Below are 21,794 nucleotides of genomic sequence, written 5' to 3'. Positions count from 1 at the left end.
TATGCGTACAGTGCTTTTGCGTGGTCTGTTCTTGGTCGCTTTGCTGGCCTTGTCGGCCTGCTCTTCGAAATTCATAACTTATAACGGGCCGGAAGTGACCAAACTTGAATTGCACAAAGGCCAGCGCATTTTGCGACTGTTCCATGGCAACCGGGTTTTAAAGACCTATAAAGTTGACTTGGGATTCGGTCCGCGCGGCCATAAACAAGTTGAAGGTGATGGCCGCACGCCAGAGGGCCGATACACAATTGACCGACGAAACCCTAACAGCTCGTTCTACCTGTCGATCGGCATTTCCTATCCTAATGCGGCTGACCGCGCATATGCGCGATCAATAGGCAAGTCTCCGGGCGGTGAAATATTCATCCACGGCCAGCCAAATATCGGGCGCAAACGTAACGGGCCGGATTGGACGGCGGGCTGCATCGCGGTTAAGGATCGCGAAATACGTCAAATCTATGCGATGGTGAAAAACGGAACTGTCATTGACGTCTTCCCGTAAGCGGGCAGCCCTAACTGCCCGTTACCATGGTCCACCAGATTTTTCCGTTTGGTTCTTGAAACCAAGACAGACCCATTTTGCGGGCGCGTTGCGCCAGAACGACTTCACGCGTTGATGGGGTTTGCATCCATGCGGCCAAAGTCTCGGACTCGTTCTCATAGGTTTCCGAGATGTTCTCACCAACCATTTGACCTATATAACCAGAGCGCGCGACGCGATCGAGCGGGGAGGAGCCGTCAGAGCCAAAGTGCCATGGGCGGTTTTGCACTGACATATCCCGCGAGTGTGTAGCGGCGGCGGCAGTGAGTTTACCATCAAGCTCTAGTGGGTTTTTACCAGCGGATACGCGCAATGCGTTAACCGAATCCAACATGCGGAACTGGATTTTGGCGGTGTCACCGGATTTGATCCGGTAAACTTTCGGAAGGGGTCTACCGTCGGGGCCAACCTGGGGGCCGACAGGTGTACAAGCTGAAAGCGCAAACAGCGCGGTGATCAAGATGAGAAGCAGTCTGGCCATACCAATTGTTCCTTAAAAATTTACAGTTGTTTAACCAGAACTGTGAGGCTGTTCAAACACGCTGGTGAAAAATGGCCGATCACATCATTGTTTGGTTTGTGATTGAGGCTTTCTCACCATAATAAGGGGCCATGACTTACTCAAGGAGGGAATGTTCCATGAGCAATAAGATTTTTACGGGTTTGAACCGCCGCTGCTTCCTGCTGAGCGCTGGTGCTGCGGCCACGGGCCTTGCTGCACCAGCAATTGCGCAGAATAGTGGTGCGACTACTGAAGTAGAGCGCGATCTGACCGAAGTGGTCCGTCGCAATGTGTCCAGTTTCCGATCATTGGAATGGCAACCTTACTTCAGCAATCTTAATAAAGGCGCTATTTTGGTCGATATAGACAGCCGCGCCCTACATATGTGGACCGAAGACGGTGGCTATAAGCTGTATCCGTCCTCTGTGCCGCTGTCTGAGGATCTGACTCGCCGGGGGCGCACTAGCATCGTTCGCAAGGTAGATGGCCCGACATGGAGCCCGACCCCTGCGATGAAAAAGCGCAACCCGGAATGGCCGGCTTTCGTGCCTGCTGGCCCTGACAACCCTTTGGGAACACACGCGCTGTATCTAGGTTGGACTTATTACCGAATACATGGGACCCACGACACGCGCAAAATTGGCCGCCGTTCGTCGAATGGCTGCATTGGTTTGTACAATGAGCACATCGCAGAGGTGTTCTCAAAGGCAAATATAGGCACTCAAGTGTTGCTAATTTGACGACATTCTGAACAGTTGATTTCGACCCCAAGGGTCGTGGCATTGTGTTGAGCGGCTATAGCTGGTTATACGGTCCCACGAGATACTGTCTTGGGTGTCCGTGGATGGACCAGATAGTCTAGGTTCAGCGGGCGTATCTTGGAAGGATATATAAAGATGAAAAAAATCGTACTTGCCGCAGCTTTCACGCTGGCCGCTTCTTCTGCTTTCGCTGGCGGTCTGTCTGACCCGATCATCGAAGAGCCGATCATCGAAGCAGCGACTTCTTCTTCAGCTGGTGGCATCTTGGTCCCACTGTTGGCTTTGGTTCTGATCGCAGCAGTTGCATCTAGCTAAGTCTTAGCGACATTGAATTTTGGAAAAGGCGGCCAAGCGATTGGCCGCCTTTTCTGCGTTTGGGTGTTGGTAGTTTAGCTAAAGCTTTAGATTTTAGGTAAGCCGGCCTCAGCTTCAATCTGCTTTCGAGATTTTCGCTCACGCTCTGTTGCGGATTTCAATTGGCCGCAAGCCGCCATGATATCTTCGCCACGCGGTTTGCGTATCGGTGAGGCATAGCCTGCCTGATATATGATCTCTGCGAAGGCTCTGATGCGGTTGTTTGAAGATCGCTGGTATGGCGCACCCGGCCATTCATTGAATGGGATCAGGTTAATTTTGGCAGGGATACCTTTGATCAGCTCCACCAACCGGCGCGCATCCTCGTCGCTATCATTCACGTCTTTCAGCATCACATATTCGAACGTGATCCGCTCGCTGTTGGATACCTTGGGGTAAGTGCGCAGCACACCTAAAAGTTCTTCAATGTTCCAACGCTTGTTAATCGGAACCAGCTTGTCTCGAATTTCATCTGTGGTGCCGTGGAAAGACACCGCTAGAAGACAGCCGATCTGCTCAGCGGTTTTTGCAATTTCCGGTACGACGCCAGATGTGGACAGGGTAATGCGTCGTCGAGACAGGCTAATGCCTTCGGGGTCCATCGCAATTTTCATCGCGTCACGCACATTGTCGAAGTTATACAGTGGCTCGCCCATGCCCATCAGCACAATATTGGACAGTTTTCGGCGGGCCTCGTCATTTGGATTGCGGCCCGGTTCCGGCCATTCTCCTAAATCATCACGGGCCAGCATAACCTGTCCGATAATCTCACCTGCTGTTAGGTTCCGAACCAGTTTTTGGGTTCCTGTGTGGCAAAATGAGCAGGTTAAAGTGCAGCCAACTTGGCTGGAAATACAAAGCGTGCCGCGATCTTCTTCGGGGATGTAGACGACCTCAACTTCGTGGCCGCCAGCGATCCGCACCAGGTATTTTCGCGTGCCATCTGTGCTGACTTGACGAGTGACGACTTCGGGGAGCGTGATTTCAAATTTCTCGGCTAGTTGAGCACGGTAGTCCTTGCCCAAATTGGTCATGCTTTCAAAATCGCGCACCCCTTTTTGGTATATCCATTGCCAAATTTGCCCCATCCGCATTTTCGATTGCTTCTCAGGGGTGCCAGCTTCAACCAAAGCTATACGCAGGCCATCGCGGGTCAGGCCAACCAAATTCACTCGGTCGCTGTCGGGCAGCTTGCGAGGAATGGTTATCAGGTCTTGGGTGATCGGTGCAGTAGCGGACATCTGGGCCTCACGAGGGGTTCGGAAGGCCGCCGAATACACTAAATCAGTGCAAAGGGAAACCAATGGGTTTTTGGGTGGGCAGCACTTGGGGCCGTACAAGACTACACGCAAGGCGTGCTTCCTCAGTAGAGAGTGATGGCCTGCTGGTGCTTTTGTTGTTTGGGCCAAGGTCCACAGCAAGATTTCCACAATACAGTAAGTGGTGTTGTACGAAACCTAGTGACACGTAAGTCACGGCGCGCAGGCCCTCAACGCGGCGGACATCACCTATCCCAATTAAGTCTTTGGCCGAGACAAGGACCTCACGCGCAGCGAATAGCATGTCGAACATTTGGTGTTTCAGAGCAATGCGTTGAGTCGGAGCAAGATAGAGATCGGTGCCGGGGCGATCACATCCAAAGGTGTTTGCGGGAATATAGATAGGGGATTTTTCGGGTGACCGCGTTAAGTCTGCATCGCGGAAAGCGATACATTTAATTGTCTGCATTCCATAGTCTTTGGTTAATACGCGATCGCCGGACTTAAGTTCCTCGATAAAACGCTCGCCTAGATTGGTCATAACAGGGGTGCCAACGCTTAGGCCCGCAGGGGAAAGTCTGACAGTTCCGGTGGTTTTTTGGGCGGGTAGTTTGATCGGGCTGTGTATAGAGAGGGTCATATAATGCTGCCTGTTGGCCGGGTTATCCCGGTCTTAGTGGTTGGAGTTAAGGGACCTTGGCAGCCGATCCCTTAACCTAGATTTTTGTTTATTATCCGCCGCAACGCTTAGAGGCGTCTTCCAGCGCGGCCGTAAAGCCGGTCAGTGAAAATGTGTCTTTTGTTGTCGTGTCCAGCTTGGATGTGCCCGTGATCACAGCCTTTGCGCCCCGTTTCATAGCCGAGATTATTTTGTTGTCGTCACCGGGTGTCGGCGCCCAAGCGGTTTCGCCGCTGGTAAACAACTCATAAGCGCCATCACCGATTTTCAGGTTTACGGTTGCGCCGTCAGGATAGGGATAGCCGCCAGTGAAGGAAACTTCGCCCAATTTCTTGGCTCCGGGCCAATAGCTGACAAACATTAGCGTCTCGCTTCGGGTTACGGCTACAACGCGACCGTCCCTGGTGTTCACGGTCTCTTTTGGACTGGAGACGATCCAACACTGCGTGGGGTTATCCTCAACGAACACGCTCCAGTCGGTCTTGGACGCGACGCGATTGGTTGATTGCTCTTGGGCAATAAGGGGGCCAGCGGCCAGAACTAAGGCCGCGCTCACGGCCATGCTTTGCAGCATTTTATTCATATTAATTACAGCTCCAGCTGTCTTTGCCTCTTGTGCGCCGAGTGATCCTTTGCGGATTCGATTTATATCGGCACAACGTTTATTATCTCGATTGCCAAACGATAACCTAAAATGCATGTGTTGGGGAAGGCCCATTGGCGGATTTTCGCCTTTTAAGGAGGCGTCTATGACACAACCCATCGCAATGGTCGAAATCTGGCGGGGAGACTTGCTGGAATCACAACATCTAGGACATGCAGTTGTCTGCGACGCCTCGGGGCAAGTGATAGAAGCGTGGGGAAACGCCGAAAAGGTGATCTACCCGCGGTCCTCATGCAAAATGTTGCAGGCCTTGCCGTTGATAGAAAGTGGCGCGGCGGATGCTTATGGGCTTGGTATTGAACAGTTGGCGCTGTCTTGTGCTTCGCATCAGGGCGCGGCCATTCACACAGATCGGGTCAGTGTTTGGCTGAAAGAGCTTGGGTTGTCTCCTGCCGATTTCCGCTGTGGGGTGCAAAAACCTTCTGACAAGGATGCCCATGAAGCGTTAATTATTGCGGGTAAAACCCCATGCCAAATTCACAATAATTGCTCGGGCAAGCACAGCGGATTCTTGACGTTAAACAAGCATTTGAGCGGTGGACCGGAGTATATCGAGGTTGATCATCCGGTTCAAATAGCAGCTCGTGACGTGTTTCAGGAAATGACCGGAGAGACTTCTGCCGGATATGGCATTGATGGGTGTTCGGCTCCAAATTACTCAACCTCAGTGACAGGCTTGGCACGCGCCATGGCGCGTATGGCGGCCCCGGTTGGGTCGGGCGCGCGCGCCAAAGCGTCGACCCGTTTGGTTGATGCAATGCGCACACACCCCGATTTGGTTGCCGGTGAAGGGCGCGCTTGCACAGAGTTGATGCGCGCAATGGGCGGTAAGGTCGTGATAAAAACTGGGGCAGAGGCGGTGTTTGTTGCCATTCTGCCAGAGCAGGGTCTTGGCATGGCGATTAAGATTGCTGATGGAGGAACCAGAGCGGCTGAATGCGCGATGGCGGGGCTGCTCGTCAAATACGGGGTGCTTGATGCGACTCATCCGATGGCGATTAAGCGGTTGCATGGGCCGATTCGGAACTGGAATGGGATTAACACAGGACATATGCGCCTAAGTCCCGGTTTCATCCAGATTTGAGAAAGGCTCTGTATCAGAGGGGGACAACTCCTCGATCAGCTGATGAATTTTTGCTTTTTTAAGGGGCTTGGTCAGATAGTGGCTAAGGCCGGCTTCTTTGATCCGTTCTTCGTCCCCATCCATGGCATGGGCGGTCATTGCGATAATGGGGATTGGCTCAGAGCCCCGCTCCTGCTCCACTTTCCGGATAGTTTTGGTTGCTTCCATCCCGTCCATTACAGGCATGGAAATATCCATAAATATAAGGTCGAATTCATTACTTTTGAAAGCATCGACAGCCTCAACGCCATTCATAGCTAAGGTGAGCTCCATTGAGACATCGCGCAACATTTTTTTGAACACCAATTGATTGGTCTTGTTGTCCTCGGCTGCCAAAATACGAAGTAGGCGTATAGGCTTGGGCTGTGCAGGGGCGTTGCTCACAGCCAACAAGACATCGAATAGATCTTGTCGATGGAACGGTTTCTTTAGTGTTACGACGCCAGCAGGAACAGAGGTTTGCTCCGCAGGTGTAACCATTGCAACCAGCGGTGTGTTGGGAAAAATTTCGCGCACCGCGTCTATGATAGAGGTGTCATCGCTGTGCTGGCCGATAAAAATTACGTCTGGTGGCTGAGTATTCCGCGCGTCATTCGCATTGGTGAGAACGGAAACTGGCAAGCCTAATAGCTCCATCTGGCGGGTAAAAATGTCGAGATCCATGGCGTTGGATTCGATAACAAAGGCCTGCTGGAGCTCAGGGGGCAACATGTTTGAGGGGGCTTCAGCTTTCGCTACCAGAGGAAGCGAAATTTGGAAGCCGAAACACGCCCCTTCGCCTTTAACGCTGCTCAGCCATACTTCCCCGCCCATCTGCTCAATTAGTTTTCGCGTGATCGCAAGGCCAAGTCCTGTGCCCTCATATTTACGGTTTGCTTCATCCTCGATCTGATTGAATTCGCCAAAGACGTGCTCAGCCATGGATGGGTCAATACCAAGGCCGCTATCCTCGACGGTGAAGTGTAACTGGCAAGTTTGAGAGCTGTCGTCGACGATACCGACAACCCGAACCATAACGTGGCCTTCATCCGTAAACTTAACGGCATTGCCGACAAGGTTAGTCAATATTTGACGGATACGGCCGGAATCTCCGATAAATTCAGCCGGTAAAAACTGATCGTAATCTATCTGGAGGTCGAGGCCTTTTTGCTGAACCGTTGGTTCAACAATCAGCCCGACTTCTTGCACTAATTTTTCCAAATCGAACGGCTGTGGCTTGAGCTCAATCTTGTTCGCTTCGATTTTGGAAAAATCGAGGACGTCATTGATGATCTCTAGCAGCGCTTCGCCGGAATTTCGGATCGTCTGCGCATAAAGCAAGCTTTCCTCATCAAGCTTGTTCTCAAGCAGTAAGTCGGCCATGCCAACAACGCCATTCATTGGCGTGCGAAGCTCATGGCTCATCTTGGCAAGGAACGCGGATTTGGCGCGATCAGCGGCCTGAGCCTTATCACGTGCATCCCGCAACTCCTCTTCGCGCAGGATATCTTCAGTGATATTGAGGACTAAAGACACGATGCCACCGTCCAGGGTTCGGCGGTCGACCATCTTGACATAGACGCCATTCCAGAACCGGAGTGTCACGGATTCTATTTGGTCACCGTCCCAGCGCGCATGCATCATATCCAGCCACTCTTCACTGGATTGACCGCGCAAATCAACAATACCTTCGTCAATGCATAAATCCAAAATAGTATCGTACCCGGTTCCCGGTCCGACACCTGCTGCGCCCTCAAACACTGTCAAATATGGGGGGTTGGCCGCGATTAAGTTCTGCTTTGCATCGAACAGTGCAAAACCGTCCTGAATAGTGTCGATAGCGTCCCAGAGCAGGCGTTCAACTACAGTGACCTTATTGTTAGCCACCTCAAGGTCTTTAACCACTCGGGTGTTGTGCCCCTCAAGTTCCTGCACTGTGCGTCGTTGATCAACGATCTGCCCTGACAAGTCCAAAGCATGGGCGGATAGCTTGCGGTTGGCGGCGACCAGTTCTGTCTTCTTTTGCTCCAAAAGCCGTTCCGCCGCGAGGCGAGCGCGTCTTTCCTGAATCAGTTCCTGATTTTTCAACGCGTGGCCCACCAACTTCGAATCGCTTCTATATGCGCTACAGAATCACGGAACTATGTGAAAACAGGCTTAACGCCTTTGGCTTGCCCGACTCATGTCAGCCGTGCGAGCCTGATCATGATTTAAGACGAAAAGGTTTCCATAATGTTTTTACGCACAGCTTCGCTATTCTTTGTTCTTGTGGCTTTCGCCTCCATTTCCTTTGCAGATGGTTTGATCCCAGAGCGGCGAATGACGATGTCGCGTGATATGGATTTCTATGGAAGCGACCTGACCAATATTTTCGACACCACTTTTGATGCGTGTACACGGGCCTGTTTGGCAAATAGTTCATGTAAGGCCTTTACGTTTAACACTAAATCCAATGCCTGCTTTCCCAAGTCAAAGATCACCAAGGCTGAGCCGTTTGAGGGCGCAACCTCGGTGAAGGTTACAGAGGTTGCGCAATCTGTATTGGCGCAGGCACAGGTGCGTCGTGCTGACGCCGACTTCTTGCGCGACTCTGATGTTTTGGATGCCTTCAGGTATGCTTCTAAGATGGCAAAAACTTATGCCGCGAATGATTACTCTGCTGATCAGTTTGTTGTTGCTGCGACTGATGCGCGAAATGATAAAAAGCCGGATACAGCCATGCGGTTTGTTGGCGCTGCACTTACTGTCGATGACCGCTCGGACTTATGGGCACAGTTTGCCCGTGACGCGGCAGCGACCGCTAAACAGGACAAAAGCAAGCGCCGTACGTTCAATGCGATTTACCTCAAGGCGGCAATCAACGCTTATCTAAGGGCACCAAACGCTCCGATGTCGGTAACGGCATTAAGCCTTGTTGCTGACGCCTACGAGAGGAATGGGCGCGGGCGTGAAATGATTGCGCCGCTTCGGCTGGCTCAGTTGCTTCATCCCCGAGATGATATTGCCAAAAGCCTTGATCGCGCGATTGGCTTGTATGGGTTCAACTTGGCCGATACAGACGTTCAAAGCGATAACCTTGAGCCGCGTATCTGTGTGAGTTTTTCCGAGGCCTTGTCCAAGACCACCGATTATGCCCCATATGTGAAGTCTCAGATTGAGGGGGTAAGCATCGAGGTGCAGGGGCGCCAGATTTGCGTGGGCGGACTGAACCATGGTGAACGCTATTCCATTACGTTCAGAGAAGGGATGCCCGCCGCGTCTGGTGAGATTTTGCGCAAGCCTGTCGAAATTACCCAATACGTCCGTGATCGCACACCCTCCGTCAGGTTTCCCGGTCGGGCGTATATTTTGCCAAGCAGTGGGGACGCAGCCCTGCCTGTCATTGCGGTAAATGCTGACACGCTGGATCTGACGCTGTTTAAAGTCACGGATCGCAACATATTGCGTACTATGGAGAATGATTTTTTCTCCAAACCACTTAATTATTATGGAGAGCGGGAATTCCGCCGCTCTGTTGGGGTCGAGATTTGGAAAGGAACCGGAGAGGTCCAATCCGAGATTAATCAAGACATTACCACGCGACTGCCCATGGCAAAAATTGTGGGCAAAATGACCCCCGGCGTTTATGCGCTGAAGGCCGCCGTTAAAGGCGCTGATACTGATGAAAGCCTGCCTGCCACGCAATGGTTCGTGATCACTGATTTGGGTTTGACCAGCCTGCAAGGGGTGGATGGCTTGCATGTTTTTGTGCGTGGCCTGTCTGATGTTGGTGCGCGTGAGGGGGTATCTGTGTCCCTTATTTCTCGTGCAAATGAGGTTCTGGAAACGATCGAGACTGACGCGCGCGGGTATGCCCTATTTGCCCCCGGTTTGACGCGAGGAGTTGGTGCCGCGGCCCCGGGACTTTTGACCGCTCAAATGGGGGAAGACTTTGCCTTCTTGTCGCTGCGAGATCCAGAGTTCGATTTGTCGGATCGTGGCGTTGAAGGACGCCCCCCTGCCTTACCGGTAGACTTGTTCGTTACGACCGAGCGTGGAGCATATCGTCCCGGCGAGGTGATTAATGTCTTGGCGCTGGCTCGTGGCAACACGTCAAAAGCGATCGAAAACCTTGCACTTACGGCGACTCTCAGGCGGCCTGATGGTGTGGAATATTCTCGTGTAACGCAACAAGACGCGGGTGCTGGTGGACGCATGTTTGCGCTGCCCCTATCCCCTGATGTTTCCCGCGGAACTTGGACATTGGCTATCTTTGCCGACCCTGATGCCCCTGCCTTGTCAACCCAGAGAATATTGGTTGAAGATTTCTTACCAGAACGTATTGATGCGACCCTAACCTTGCCTGAAGGCCCGATAGAGACCGCCCGCGCGACACCATCCCTTGGCATTGAGGCGAGGTATCTTTTCGGTGCGCCCGGTGCGGATTTGGCCGTTGATGGTGACGTGATCTTGCGTGCTACGTCTTCTTTAAAGGGCTTCAATGGTTATCGTTTTGGCCGCTATGACGAGCCGTTTCGCACTCAACGGGGTTGGCTGGCTTCTGGCATTCGGACCAATGTGGATGGAACTGCAAAGGCCACGCTGGAGCTGCCGGACCTGACTGAGGTTATGCAGCCTCTCGAGGCTGAGATTATCGTGCGGGTTCGCGAAGGCTCTAACCGCCCGATTGAGCGCCGGATCAAGCGGTCCCTCCTTTTGGGAGCGTCGTTGATCGGGGTGAAGCCGGGGTTCAAGGATACCCTATCTGAGGGCAGTAATGCGGACTTCCAGGTTATCGCTCTTGCGCCTGACCTGACCCGCCAAGAGATGAAAGTGCGTTGGACGATCAACCGTGTTCGAACCGAGTATCAATGGTATTCCGATTACGGCAACTGGCATTGGGATCCGATTACGACGCGCACCCGTGTGGCGTCCGACGAGGCTTTGGTTTCGGTCGGTGATCCGCTTCGTGTCTCCACACCGGTTGAGTGGGGCGAATATGAAATCAAGGTGGAGCGTTTGGACGGTCCATATGTCGCCACCTCCATGTCTTTTTATGCAGGCTGGTACGCCAGCGCCGATACGGCGCAAACGCCTGACTTGTTAGAGGCGTCACTAGATAAACCGCGCTACCGACCCGGTGATACGGCAACTTTGCGTATTGTGTCCCGTTATGCGGGTACGGCGCTGGTCACTGTGTTGTCGAACCGTCTGATTGATATGAAGGCGGTGGAGGTGTCCGAGGGTGAGAACCTGATTACCCTACCTGTGACGGATGAATGGGGCAGTGGTGCATATGTTTCCGCTTCTGTTATTCGGCCGATGGATGCGGAGCGTGGTCAAAACCCTGCACGGGCGCTGGGCTTGTCTCATGCTGAAATTGATCCCGGAAGTGCCAAGTTGGTGGCGACGTTCATGACTTCTGGCGAAGCGGCACCGCGCGGCCCGCTGAATGCGCGCCTGAAGGTAGAAAACGCAGGCGGCACGGAAACTTATGTGATGATTGCGGCGGTAGATCAGGGTATTTTGAACCTAACCGGCTTCACACCGCCTCAGGCGTCAGAGCATTATTTCGGGCAGCGCAAGCTGGGCATCGCGATTCGCGACGTCTATGGGCGGCTTATTGATGGCACATCTGGGGCGTTGGGGACGGTTCGCTCGGGCGGCGATGCAACCTCGCAACTCCGCGCTAAATCTCCGCCACCCCGCGAGGATTTAGTGGCCTATGTTGCCGGCCCGATTAAAGTGGATGCTGACGGTATCGCGGAGGCAAATTTTAAGCTTCCCGCCTTCAATGGTTCCGTGCGCTTAATGGCAGTGGTTTGGTCCAAGGATGGGGTAGGTGAGGCTGACGCGGAAGTATTAGTCCGCGATCCGGTGGTCGCCACTGTGACCTTGCCAAGGTTCCTTGCGCCCAAGGATAAAAGCCAATTGTTGCTAGAAATTGTCCATGCTGATGGTCCTAGCGGAACTATGCCGCTTTCGGTGAAGGCAACGGGTGCGGCGCTTCTTGGGAAAACGCCTGCTTCTGTTGTTCTAGGGGATAAGGAAACCGTCCGCCTAAACGTGCCGTTTGAAGTGGTCGGTAGCGAATCTGTTACGATTGATGTGGCTCTAACCTTGCCAAATGGGCGGATTTTGACTCAAACACACCACATAGATGTACGCCGCAATGATCCCGTTATTCAGCGCCGAAGTCAGTTTGCACTGGCGGCTGGCAGTACCTTTACTCTGGACGAAAATGCCTTCGCAGGCTTTGCGTCGGGGTCTGCTTCGGTGACGCTGGCCGCTGGGCCTCTGGCACGTTTCGATGCGCCGGGTTTGTTGAACGCACTTGATCGCTACCCTTATGGCTGTACCGAGCAAGTGACGTCGAAGGCGTTGCCGTTGCTGTATCTTGATCAGGTCGCACAGGCGATGAGCTTGGAAAGTCATGATGGGATTTCAGGGCGGATTAGCCAGTCGATTTCGCTGGTCCTGACCAACCAGTCCTCGAACGGAGCATTTGGATTGTGGCGACCAAGCCGTGGCGATTTGTGGCTGGATGCCTATGTCACAGATTTCCTGAGCCGTGCCCGTGCGCAGGGTCATGTGGTGCCGCAAATCGCGTTCAGGCAGGCATTGGACAATCTGCGCAATCAGGTAAATAGCGCCGCTGATTTTGAGGAAGGCGGCGAAGGACTGGCCTATGCAATGTTGGTTTTGGCTCGGGAAGGTGCGGCCTCAATTGGGGATTTGCGCTACTATGCTGACGTGAAAGCCGATGAGTTTGCCACGGCGCTTGGCGTTGCCCAGCTTGGCGCAGCGCTGTCATTCTATGGGGATTCAACTCGGGCGGATGCCATGTTCAGGATCGCAGATAGGAAGTTGAAAAGCGCTGACAGTGACAAGAAAAGGTGGCGTTCTGACTATGGATCACATCTGCGAGATACTGCTGCGGTGCTGACCTTGGCCGTTGAATCAGGCTCTAAAGTACTTAATATCGCGAAAATGGGCGCACAAATAGCGCCTCAGGTTGGGGATGTTATCGGGCGGTCCACACAGGAATCTGTTTGGACATTGCTGGCTGCCAACGCCTTGTTGCAACGTGAGGGAAGCAGCCTGACCTTGAATGGGCAAGCTGTTGATGGACCCTTGGTAAAGGTGTTGGAGGAAGACGCTCAGGAACCTGTGAGAATTGAGAACACCTCGGTGGAGGAGACAGTGGTTACGTTGACTGCTTTTGGTGTGTCTGACGCGCCAGTGGCGGCGGGCGGAAATGGTTACCGCATCACGCGCGATTACTATGACTTGGACGGGAACTCCGTGAATATCAGTGCCGTAGAATCCGGGACGCGGTTGGTGGCGGTGATAACGGTAACTCCGTTTGACAAGCACCAAGCCCGTTTGATGGTTAACGACCCTCTGCCCGCAGGCTTTGAGATCGACAATCCCAACCTGCTGCGCAGCGGTGATGTGCGGGCATTGTCATGGCTGAAGACTAAGGCGAATGTGCGCAACACAGAGTTCAGAGATGATCGGTTCCTTGCGGCTGTGGATCACTATGGAAATGCGTCATTCCAGCTTGCTTATATTCTTCGCGCAGTGGCACCGGGGGATTATCACCACCCAGCGGCCAGTGTTGAAGACATGTACCGCCCCTTCTTTAGGGCGCGCACAAGTGAGGGACGTGTACGGGTCGTGCAACCGTGAATTGGGCTCGCATTTTTGGGGTATTTACCATTGCGTTGTGGGCGGCGGCCTTTGGTCGTGACAGTTTTGACGCATGGGTGAGCCATACAAAGATGCCGGTTTTGGCAATCGAGACCAGCGTCGAGGTTTTAGACCGTAATGGCGATCTGCTGCGGGCCTTTCAAACGTCTGACGATCGGTGGCGTTTGCAGACCTCTGTGGCGGATGTGGACCCGGAGTTTTTGCGCTTATTGATTAGGTTTGAGGATAAACGGTTCTACTCGCATGCGGGCGTTGATCTCACGGCCATGGTACGCGCGATTGGGCAGGCGGCCTGGAGTGGCCGGGTGGTGTCTGGTGGCTCTACCTTGACGATGCAAGTGGCGCGCCTCATGGAGGAAAGTGGCACGGGCACTTGGCGTGGAAAGCTGCGCCAAATCAGGTTGGCATTGGCGTTAGAGCGGCGCTTAAGTAAGGATCAAATCCTGTCGCTTTATCTGGCGCGCGCCCCCTATGGCGGCAATCTGGAAGGGCTTCGGGCTGCAAGCCTTGCCTACTATCGAACCGAGCCACGGCGGCTGACGGTGTCGCAGTCGGCTCTGTTGATTGCTTTGCCGCAAGCCCCAGAGACCCGTAGACCGGATCGATTTCCCGACAAGGCTCACAAAGCACGCGACAGGATTATCGGCCGCTTTGTGCTGGCCGGGGATTTGCCGCGCGAGGCTACGGCTGATCAACCTTTGCAGGCAAAGAGGCGTCAATTTCCTGCTCTGGCTCCGCATCTAAGCGATCGTTTGCGCGCGGCCAATGAGGCGCAAGTTATCGAGACAACAATTGACGCTCATGTGCAACTTGGGATGGAACGGCTTGCCCGTGAAGCCGTTGTTCGGGATGTGCAGCATATGTCCGTGGCCATTCTTGCCGCCGATTACCATACAGGGGAAATCATCGCGTCTGTTGGGTCTGCGAACTACGAAAATGACGGGCGTGGTGGTTTTATTGATATGACGCAGGCACGCAGATCTCCGGGGTCTACGTTGAAGCCATTGATCTATGGAATGGGCTTTGATCAGGGTCTAATTCACCCTGAAACGCTGATTTCAGATCGCCCGATGCAGTTTGGTTCTTACGCGCCGCAGAACTTTGACGGGCAATTTCGTGGTAATCTTCGGGTGAGGGAAGCTTTGCAGGCATCTTTGAACCTGCCAGTAGTTAGCTTGTTGGACAGGCTTGGGCCATCCAACTTGGTGACTAAGCTTCGCCAAGCAGGGGCATCACCACAGATACCCGGAGGGCAGCCCGGTTTGGCGATAGCGCTTGGTGGATTGGGTCTTAGCCTTCAGGAATTGGTTCAGCTTTATGGCGTTCTGGCGCAACCAAATGCCCCCAAAATTCTGGGGGCGATGCAAAGTCAAATCCTGCCGCTTGCGCCAGTTCTGTCGCGGCGTGCGAGTTGGTATGTCGGGGATATTCTCAAGGGTGTTCCACGTCCATCAACTGCCGCCAATTCCGATGTGGCGTTTAAAACTGGGACGTCTTACGGGCACCGTGACGCATGGGCGATTGGGTATGATGGTCGTCATGTTATCGGGGTTTGGATGGGGCGTGCGGATGGAACTCCGATCCCCGGTGCGTTTGGCGGTGCGTTGGCCGCGCCGCTGATGTTTGAGGCGTTCAGCCGCGTGAAGTCGCAATCTGACCCGTTGCCTGCCCCGCCCGGGGATGCACTTCTGTTAGGCAATGCGGGTCTGCCGCAGCCATTGCGGCGCTTCATCAGCAGGGCGCAGCAACAGGGGATAGAGCAAGATCACCCCAAGGTTGCCTTTCCACCGGATGGTGCGCGCGTGGCGCGGCGAAATGGTGCAATTACAGTGCAAATCCGCGATGGGATTGCACCATTTACATGGTTGCAAGATGGTACTCCTGTGTTGACAAATAGCTGGGATCGCCAAGCGCAACTAATGCTTCGAGGGCGGGGATATGTGTCGGTGAGGGTGATTGATGCCCGTGGTCGCGCTGCAGGTACTGTGATCTTTGCGAAGTAACATGACGCAACGAACACTTTTACTGTGCCCTTGGAGCCGCTTGAATCCTCCAGTGTTGCCGCACCGCTTTAGAGACTAGATGCACTGGTTTGGGAAACCTTACCTCAAAAATTGCTGCGGCCCTTGCTTGAAAATACCAATACGACCCTTCGTTGAAGCATCATACTTGCCAAAGAAAGGCGATTAAGACCGAGCCGATTTCCCAACGGAGCTTCGTTTGGTGAATGGTTGATGACATCGGACAAAGAAATATTGTGAGCGACACTTGAAGTGCTATTCTTGTTGCGGTCGAAGGTAGGGGTGGGATTTCTTCCGTCATTTTCTCGTGGAACCCCTCAGCGGGTATTTTCCAGTCAAGACATTTGCGCGGCAGCCAACGAGGTCACGTTGGTTTTCCCAAGTTATAAAAGCGGTGCTAACTTGCTGGGGATAAAGCGATCAAACGTAGGTCTGAAATTTTCACAACCCTACCGTTTCATCAAGAAAACGACACATGGCGATAGAGTTTCCCTGCTTGCCGTCCGCTCGTCTGCTTCCGCTTTTGTAATATCTCTATGATCTTTTGTTGAGCCCGTCATATTAAATTGAAGGGTTTTTTGCAGTGCAGGCCACATCAATTTTCCCTGTCAGTTTCGCGATATTGCCATATTTGACCCATATGGTTCCAGCCATGTGGAGAAAAATCGCATGTATTTTAACTATTTTGCTTAATATTTGGAGACCAGGAAAATGGAACACCTACGTTTAAAACCGATTAAAGGCGCCTCGGGCCGCGAGAAGACCGCCTTTACTATGAAAACGATCTCGGAGTTGCTTGCCGAGGAAGGTTCGGCGGCTACACAAACACCTATGATGCGCTCTTCGTCGATTGAGCCCGAAACTCAGCAAGCCCCTGACCAGCCCTGTGAGGATCCAGTCGCGGCCGAACCTGAGCCTGTGAACAACACGGCTCCGGCTATTGAAGAGATGCGGACAGCCCCGTTGGCGCAAAAGGCATCAGCGCTGCCACCAATCACACCAGTCGCAGAAGCGTCAGCGAAAAAGCCACGTTCTCTTTTGGGCCGTTTGATTGGTAGCTGATCGTGAGCGGGCGGATTATGAGGCCCGCCTTAGAGCGTTTGCGTCAAGCATCGGGAAGCTCTCGTAGGATCGCTTGTGCTGCTTTGCGCGGGTCACTGGTTTGCCAGATCGGGCGACCGACAACGATGTGGTCGGCCCCGTCTTTGATGGCGTTGGCAGGCGTGGCGACGCGCTTTTGATCGCCTAGTGCGGCCCCTGTTGGGCGCACGCCGGGGGTGACGATGAGGCGGTCTGTGGCTTGCGGTAGGGCGCGGATCATGGCGGCCTCTTGCGGGGAGGCGATGACGCCATCGGCACCTGCTTCGAGGGCCAAAGCGGCGCGCTCTAGCGTGATTTCGTGGATATCGCCGGGTTTGATACAGCCTGCATCAAGGTCGGCGCGATCCAGAGATGTTAGCACGGTGACGCCGAGGATTTTCATCTTGCTGCCTGATGCACCTTCTTTGGCAGCGCGCACGACATGGGGGTCACCGTGGACGGTTAGGAAGTCATGGCCGAACTGGGCCAAGCCCCGCACGGCGGCATCGACGGTGGCACCGATATCGAACAGTTTCAGGTCTAGGAAGATGCGTTTGTCGTGCTCGTCCTTGAGCTCGTTTGCCAGCGCTAAGCCGCCGCCTGTCAGCATCCCAAGCCCGATTTTATAGAAGTTGACGCTGTCACCAAGGGTCTGGCTGAGCTTCATTCCTTCAAGTGCGTTGGGCAGATCAATTGCAACGATGAGGCGATCATCAGACATGGGGGGCGGCCTTTCATGGGTGGAGTTGCACTTCATTGCCCGTCCAGCCCTGTGCCGTCAAGCCAGCAAGGGCTGCGGGGGCATTTGGGTGGAAATTTTAAAGTGCACGAAATCGTGTGGCTGCCTCTTGAGAGCGGGCCCCCTGATCCCCATTTATAGATAGAGATTTGCCAAAGAGTGGTGCCGCCTCGCGGGCTGCTTACCGGGCAAAGGCTTTAATGAAAGGATGTCTCCATGGATTTGGAAAAATTTACAGAGCGTGCGCGCGGATTTATTCAAGCTGCACAAACGATTGCAATGCGCGAGGATCACCAGCGTCTTGCCCCTGAACATTTGCTTAAAGCGATAATGGATGACGAGCAGGGGCTTGCGTCCAACTTGATTTCGCGTGCGGGTGGCGCACCTAAATTGGTGTTGGAAGCGGTTGATTTGGCGATGGGTAAAATTCCCAAAGTCACCGGCTCTGGCCAGCAAGTTTATATGGATAGCCAAACCGGTAAAGTGTTGGATGAGGCTGAGAAGCTAGCGAAGAAAGCAGGCGATAGTTTTGTGCCTGTGGAGCGGGTTTTATGTGCGTTAGCGTTGGTGAAAAGTCCGGCCAAGGATGCGTTGGTTGCGGGGGCTGTCTCGGCGCAAAAACTGAATGCTGCGATCAATGATATTCGCAAAGGGCGCACGGCTGATAGTGCGACGGCAGAGGATGGATATGAGGCGCTGAAGAAGTTCGCGCAAGATCTGACTGAGGCCGCGCGTGAGGGCAAAATAGACCCTATTATTGGCCGAGACGAGGAAATTCGGCGCACGATGCAAGTGCTATCGCGGCGCACCAAGAACAATCCGGTTTTGATCGGGGAGCCGGGTGTGGGTAAAACTGCGATTGCTGAGGGCTTGGCGTTGCGCATCATCAGTGGTGATGTGCCCGAAAGTCTGCGCAATAAGAAGCTGATGTCGCTGGATATGGGCGCGCTGATTGCGGGGGCAAAGTACCGTGGTGAGTTTGAGGAGCGCTTAAAATCGGTGCTGTCAGAAGTGACGTCTGCGGCTGGCGAGATCATTTTGTTTATCGACGAGATGCACACGCTTGTGGGGGCTGGCAAAGGTGATGGGGCGATGGATGCGTCGAACCTGTTGAAGCCAGCTTTGGCGCGCGGTGAATTGCATTGCGTGGGTGCTACTACGTTGGATGAGTACCGCAAACATGTTGAGAAAGACGCGGCTTTGGCGCGGCGGTTCCAGCCTGTATTGGTCGAGGAGCCAACGGTTGAGGACACGATTTCGATCTTGCGGGGCATCAAGGAAAAGTACGAATTGCACCATGGTGTGCGGATATCGGACAGTGCTTTGGTGGCGGCAGCGACGTTATCGCACCGCTATATTACCGACCGGTTTTTGCCAGATAAAGCCATTGATTTGATGGACGAGGCCGCATCGCGGTTGCGCATGGAAGTGGACAGCAAGCCAGAAGAGTTGGATGCGTTGGACCGCCAGATTATGCAATTGCAGATCGAGGCTGTTGCCTTGGAAAAAGAGGATGATGCAGCATCGAAAGACCGGCTAGAGACCTTGGAAAAAGAGCTGGGTGACTTGCAAGAGAAGTCGTCGGAGATGACGGCAACTTGGCAAGCAGAGCGTGATAAGTTGGAAGGCGCACGCGGGCTGAAAGAGAAGTTGGAGCAGGCGCGCGCTGAGTTGGATATGGCCAAGCGTGACGGCAACTTAGCCAAGGCTGGAGAGCTGTCTTATGGCGTGATCCCTGAGCTGGAAAAAGCGCTGGGGGATGCGGAGAGCCGTGACGAGACGGCGATGGTTGCAGAAGCTGTGCGCCCTGAGCAAATTGCCAGCGTTGTTGAGCGGTGGACGGGTATTCCGACCTCTAAGATGCTGGAAGGTGAGCGCGATAAGTTGCTACGCATGGAGGACGAGATTGGGCGTCGTGTTATTGGGCAACATAGTGCGGTTCATGCTGTCTCGAACGCGGTGCGCCGCGCGCGCGCTGGGCTGAACGACGAGAACCGGCCATTGGGCAGTTTTCTGTTTCTTGGACCAACGGGCGTAGGTAAAACCGAGCTGACCAAAGCGGTGGCGGAGTTCTTGTTTGATGATGACAGCGCGATGGTGCGCATCGATATGTCGGAGTTCATGGAGAAGCATGCGGTGTCGCGCCTGATCGGTGCGCCCCCCGGTTATGTTGGCTATGACGAGGGCGGTGTTTTGACCGAGGCTGTGCGGCGCAAACCCTATCAGGTGGTGCTGTTTGACGAGGTTGAAAAAGCGCACCCCGATGTGTTCAATGTGCTGTTGCAAGTGCTGGATGACGGGGTTCTGACGGATGGCCAAGGCCGCACGGTGGACTTCAAGCAGACGCTGATTATCCTGACCTCGAACCTTGGGGCGCAGGCGTTAAGCATGTTGCCGGATGGCGCGAGTGCGGGGGATGCTAAGCGTGATGTGATGGACGCGGTGCGTGCGCATTTCCGGCCTGAGTTCTTGAACCGATTGGACGAGACGATCATCTTTGATCGTTTGGCACGCGATGACATGGACGGGATCGTGGACATTCAACTTGGGCTGCTGGATGCACGTCTTGCAGGGCGTAAAATCACGTTGCAACTGGGCGAGGACGCCAAGACATGGCTGGCCGATGAGGGCTATGATCCGGTGTTTGGTGCAAGGCCGCTAAAGCGGGTTATTCAACGTGCGATCCAAGATCCGCTGGCTGAAATGATCCTTGCAGGCGAGGTCAATGACGGGGCCATCATAGAGGTGAGCGCCGGGCCTGATGGCTTGTTGGTCGGGGGACGCGTGAGTGTGTCACACAGGCCACCGCCCGAGGATGCTGTGATCCAATAAGTTTAGAATAGGGAGCCCTTTTGAGGGCTCTCTGTCGGTGGTTTTAAGTGTCGCCGGTAAAGAGGTCTCCGAATTGTTCGCGCAAAGCCTTTTTTTGAACTTTGCCCATTGTGTTTCTGGGAAGTGACGGAAGGATGATCAGCTTTTGAGGCTGTTTAAATCGCGCAAGCGAGGGCGAGATATTCTCTTTGATCGCGTCAATATTTGCGGTGCCGGACGCGGTTTCTACAAGAACCCCCACCACGGTTTCGCCAAAGTCAGGGTGAGGCACGCCGATGACGGCACTTTCCAATACGCCGTCCTCTTCATCCAACAGGAGCTCGATCTCTTTGGGATAGATATTGTACCCGCCAGAAATGATCAGGTCTTTGTTGCGGCCGACGATATGCAGATAGCCGTCTTCGTCAATTTGCCCCAAATCACCTGTAATAAAGAACCCGTTACTGCGCAGCTCCTCGGCGGTTTTTTCTGGCATTTGCCAGTACCCTTTGAAGACATTGGGACCACGGACCTCGATTTCTCCGATGGCTCCTTGCGGTAGAGTTTCGCCGGTGGTGCTGTCAGTGATTTTCACCTCAACTCCGGGCAGCGGGAAGCCGACGGTGCCGGCACGTCGCTCGGCTTCATAGGGGTTTGAGGTGTTCATATTGGTCTCGGTCATGCCGTAGCGTTCCAGAATTCGGTGCCCAGTTCGGGCCTCGAACTGCACATGCGTGTCGGCCAGAAGTGGTGCGCTGCCAGAAACAAACAGGCGCATGTTTTGTGTTAGGTCCTTGGTGAAACGGTCGTCGCCCAATAATCTGGTATAGAACGTCGGAACGCCCATCATTGTTGTGGCTTTTGGCAATAGGGCGAGCACTTCGTCGATGTCGAACTTAGGCAAGAACAGCATTGTGCCACCGGTGAGAAGCATGATGTTCGACGCTACAAACAGGCCATGGGTGTGAAAGATCGGCAAAGCGTGCAGCAGCACATCGCTCTTTGTGAAACGCCATTCCTTTGCCAGAACCTCGGCGTTGGACAGCAAGTTTTTCTGCGTCAGCATCGCGCCTTTTGAGCGGCCCGTGGTGCCAGATGTATAGAGGAACGCCGCTAGGTCATCCTTGGTTCTAGTAACTGTCGGGAAGGTCGGTGCCATTTCAGCCGCCTTGGTCGAAATGCTTCCGCTGCCATCTGCGTCCAGCGTTTCCACTGTTGTCCCGAGGCTTTGCATAACGGGCGTTAGCGTCACGAGCTTGGAGCTGTCGCACAGGATGATTTTGGCCCCGCTGTTCTCTACGAAATAGGATACCTCGTTAGGAGTATATGCGGTGTTGAGCGGCAGGAAAACCAACCCAGCCTGTACGCAGGCAGCATAAATCGCAAGGGCCTCTGGCGATTTTGCGATTTGAACCGCGACGCGGTTTCCGGGCTGCAATCCAAGTGCGCAAAATACATGGGCATAGCGGGCGGCAAGCTCTAGGAAGGCGCCATGTGTGATTGTCGTACTGTCGGCCAGTTGCAGAAAGGGTGTATCTTTGCCTTGGTGTGGCGCAAACAAAGTGTCGTAGAGTGGGTTGGCCATTGTG

The 21,794-nt window shown here is 53.9% G+C and carries 15 protein-coding genes; 8 read left to right on the top strand and 7 right to left on the bottom strand.

Features of this window, described 5'->3' with window-relative positions; all coding sequences use genetic code 11:
* The first annotated feature begins 1 nt into the window (after position 1).
* Positions 2-502: a L,D-transpeptidase family protein gene (locus AC3Y7R_RS15885; RefSeq protein ID WP_490043047.1), complete on the top strand. Its 501-nt coding sequence runs from the start codon at positions 2-4 to the stop codon at positions 500-502.
* Between the two features lie 10 nt (positions 503-512).
* Here the strand turns inward: AC3Y7R_RS15885 and dalA are convergent, their stop codons facing one another.
* Positions 513-1,022, bottom strand: a complete 510-nt coding sequence (gene dalA / locus AC3Y7R_RS15880; protein ID WP_490043046.1) for a divisome-associated lipoprotein DalA — start codon at positions 1,020-1,022, stop codon at positions 513-515.
* Positions 1,023-1,180: 158 nt separating this feature from the next.
* Between dalA and AC3Y7R_RS15875 the strand changes: the two genes are divergently transcribed.
* Complete coding sequence (locus AC3Y7R_RS15875; RefSeq protein WP_490043045.1) at positions 1,181-1,783, top strand: L,D-transpeptidase; 603 nt, start codon at positions 1,181-1,183, stop codon at positions 1,781-1,783.
* A 156-nt stretch (positions 1,784-1,939) separates the two neighbouring features.
* Positions 1,940-2,119: a hypothetical protein gene (locus AC3Y7R_RS15870; protein ID WP_490043044.1), complete on the top strand. Its 180-nt coding sequence runs from the start codon at positions 1,940-1,942 to the stop codon at positions 2,117-2,119.
* Positions 2,120-2,205: 86 nt separating this feature from the next.
* On the opposite strand, the gene rlmN is transcribed toward AC3Y7R_RS15870, so the two are convergent.
* From rlmN to AC3Y7R_RS15855, 3 genes are all read right to left on the bottom strand, one after another.
* Positions 2,206-3,399: a dual-specificity RNA methyltransferase RlmN gene (rlmN, locus tag AC3Y7R_RS15865; RefSeq protein WP_490043043.1), complete on the bottom strand. Its 1,194-nt coding sequence runs from the start codon at positions 3,397-3,399 to the stop codon at positions 2,206-2,208.
* A gap of 43 nt (positions 3,400-3,442) precedes the next feature.
* Positions 3,443-4,057, bottom strand: a complete 615-nt coding sequence (locus tag AC3Y7R_RS15860; protein WP_490043042.1) for a Hint domain-containing protein — start codon at positions 4,055-4,057, stop codon at positions 3,443-3,445.
* 91 nt (positions 4,058-4,148) lie between these two features.
* Complete coding sequence (locus tag AC3Y7R_RS15855) at positions 4,149-4,670, bottom strand: invasion associated locus B family protein (protein WP_490043150.1); 522 nt, start codon at positions 4,668-4,670, stop codon at positions 4,149-4,151.
* A gap of 175 nt (positions 4,671-4,845) precedes the next feature.
* Here AC3Y7R_RS15855 and AC3Y7R_RS15850 point away from each other — a divergent pair, with 175 nt between their 5' ends.
* Entirely contained in the window at positions 4,846-5,844 is a 999-nt protein-coding gene (locus tag AC3Y7R_RS15850) for an asparaginase (RefSeq protein ID WP_490043041.1), read from the top strand.
* On the opposite strand, the gene AC3Y7R_RS15845 is transcribed toward AC3Y7R_RS15850, so the two are convergent.
* Positions 5,818-7,830 (bottom strand): ATP-binding protein, encoded by a 2,013-nt coding sequence (locus AC3Y7R_RS15845; protein ID WP_490043040.1) that lies wholly within the window; start codon positions 7,828-7,830, stop codon positions 5,818-5,820. The two genes, AC3Y7R_RS15850 and AC3Y7R_RS15845, sit on opposite strands and share 27 nt — an antisense overlap.
* Positions 7,831-8,094: 264 nt before the next feature.
* On the opposite strand from AC3Y7R_RS15845, the gene AC3Y7R_RS15840 reads away from it, so the two are divergent.
* The 3 genes from AC3Y7R_RS15840 to AC3Y7R_RS15830 all read left to right on the top strand — a co-directional run bounded on the left by AC3Y7R_RS15840 (position 8,095) and on the right by AC3Y7R_RS15830 (position 16,637).
* Positions 8,095-13,533 carry an alpha-2-macroglobulin family protein gene (locus AC3Y7R_RS15840; protein WP_490043039.1) on the top strand — a complete coding sequence of 1,813 codons (5,439 nt, stop codon included), beginning with the start codon at positions 8,095-8,097 and terminating at the stop codon, positions 13,531-13,533.
* Positions 13,530-15,557, top strand: coding sequence for a penicillin-binding protein 1C (gene pbpC, locus AC3Y7R_RS15835; RefSeq protein ID WP_490043038.1), 2,028 nt, complete (start codon positions 13,530-13,532; stop codon positions 15,555-15,557). The genes AC3Y7R_RS15840 and pbpC overlap by 4 nt, the downstream gene beginning before the upstream one ends.
* 729 nt (positions 15,558-16,286) lie before the next feature.
* The gene (locus AC3Y7R_RS15830; RefSeq protein ID WP_490043037.1) at positions 16,287-16,637 is read left to right on the top strand and encodes a hypothetical protein; all 351 of its coding nucleotides are present in this window, start codon (positions 16,287-16,289) and stop codon (positions 16,635-16,637) included.
* A gap of 43 nt (positions 16,638-16,680) precedes the next feature.
* On the opposite strand, the gene pyrF is transcribed toward AC3Y7R_RS15830, so the two are convergent.
* Positions 16,681-17,376, bottom strand: coding sequence for an orotidine-5'-phosphate decarboxylase (gene pyrF / locus AC3Y7R_RS15825; protein ID WP_490043036.1), 696 nt, complete (start codon positions 17,374-17,376; stop codon positions 16,681-16,683).
* A gap of 234 nt (positions 17,377-17,610) precedes the next feature.
* Here pyrF and clpB point away from each other — a divergent pair, with 234 nt between their 5' ends.
* Positions 17,611-20,226 (top strand): ATP-dependent chaperone ClpB, encoded by a 2,616-nt coding sequence (gene clpB, locus AC3Y7R_RS15820; protein WP_490043035.1) that lies wholly within the window; start codon positions 17,611-17,613, stop codon positions 20,224-20,226.
* A 43-nt stretch (positions 20,227-20,269) separates the two neighbouring features.
* Here the strand turns inward: clpB and AC3Y7R_RS15815 are convergent, their stop codons facing one another.
* On the bottom strand, positions 20,270-21,790 hold the full coding sequence (locus tag AC3Y7R_RS15815) for a malonate--CoA ligase (protein ID WP_490043034.1): 1,521 nt from the start codon (positions 21,788-21,790) through the stop codon (positions 20,270-20,272).
* Between the last annotated feature and the right edge of the window lie 4 nt (positions 21,791-21,794).

This window comes from Litoreibacter sp. (assembly GCF_058136045.1).
The sequence above is the reverse complement of the archived record's forward strand: the minus strand, read 5'-3'. Positions and strand labels throughout refer to the sequence as shown.